Annotated in this window: 1 protein-coding gene; it reads left to right on the top strand. The window is 64.2% G+C overall.

The features are described 5' to 3' along the window. Positions 1–791, top strand: a 791-nt coding sequence (locus D8U61_RS09120; protein WP_130926790.1) for a thiamine pyrophosphate-dependent enzyme, incomplete at both ends; no start/stop codon positions are given.

Consider the following 791-nt stretch of genomic DNA (forward strand, 5'->3'; position numbering starts at 1 on the left):
GCGCATGGAAGAAATCCTGTTGTATTGGGGCGGCGATGAGCGTGGCAGCGACTTTGTCGACCCGGCGGTGGCGCAGGATTTCCCGATCTGTGTGCCGATTGCCACCCAGGCCCTGCATGCCTGCGGCGTCGCCAGCGCATTCAAGATCCGTGGCGAGCATCGGGTCGCCGTCACCACCTGCGGCGATGGCGGCACCAGCAAAGGTGATTTTCTCGAGGCCCTCAATGTCGCTGGCGCCTGGCAGTTGCCGGTGGTGTTCATGGTCAACAACAACCAATGGGCGATCTCGGTACCGCGACGCATTCAGTGCGGCGCTCCCACGTTGGCGCAGAAAGCCATTGGCGCCGGGTTCCACGGCGAGCAGGTCGACGGCAATGACATACTCGCCGTGTATGACCGCGTGCAAGCGGCCCTCGAACGGGCGCGCCACGGCAAAGGCCCGGTGTTGCTCGAATGCCTGAGCTATCGCCTCGGCGATCACACCACGGCCGACGATGCCACACGCTACCGCTCGGCGGACGAGGTCAAGCAGGCCTGGCTCGAAGAACCGATCAAACGCCTGCAACGTTTCATGGTCGACCAGGGCGTGTGGGACGAAGGCCGCGAACAGGCGCTGATCAGCGAATGTCAGGGCTTGGTTCAACGTGCTGTGGATAACTTCGAGGCTGCGGGAACCCAGGCGCCCGAATCGATCATGGATCACGTCTACGCCCAATGGCCGGCGTCCCTCGCCGGGCAGCGTGAAGAGTTGCTCGAAAGGGCGGCGCGCCGCGCGGGAGATGCGAGCCATG

This window comes from Pseudomonas sp. Sample_14 (genome assembly GCF_004307515.1).
Classification (GTDB): domain Bacteria; phylum Pseudomonadota; class Gammaproteobacteria; order Pseudomonadales; family Pseudomonadaceae; genus Aquipseudomonas; species Aquipseudomonas atacamensis.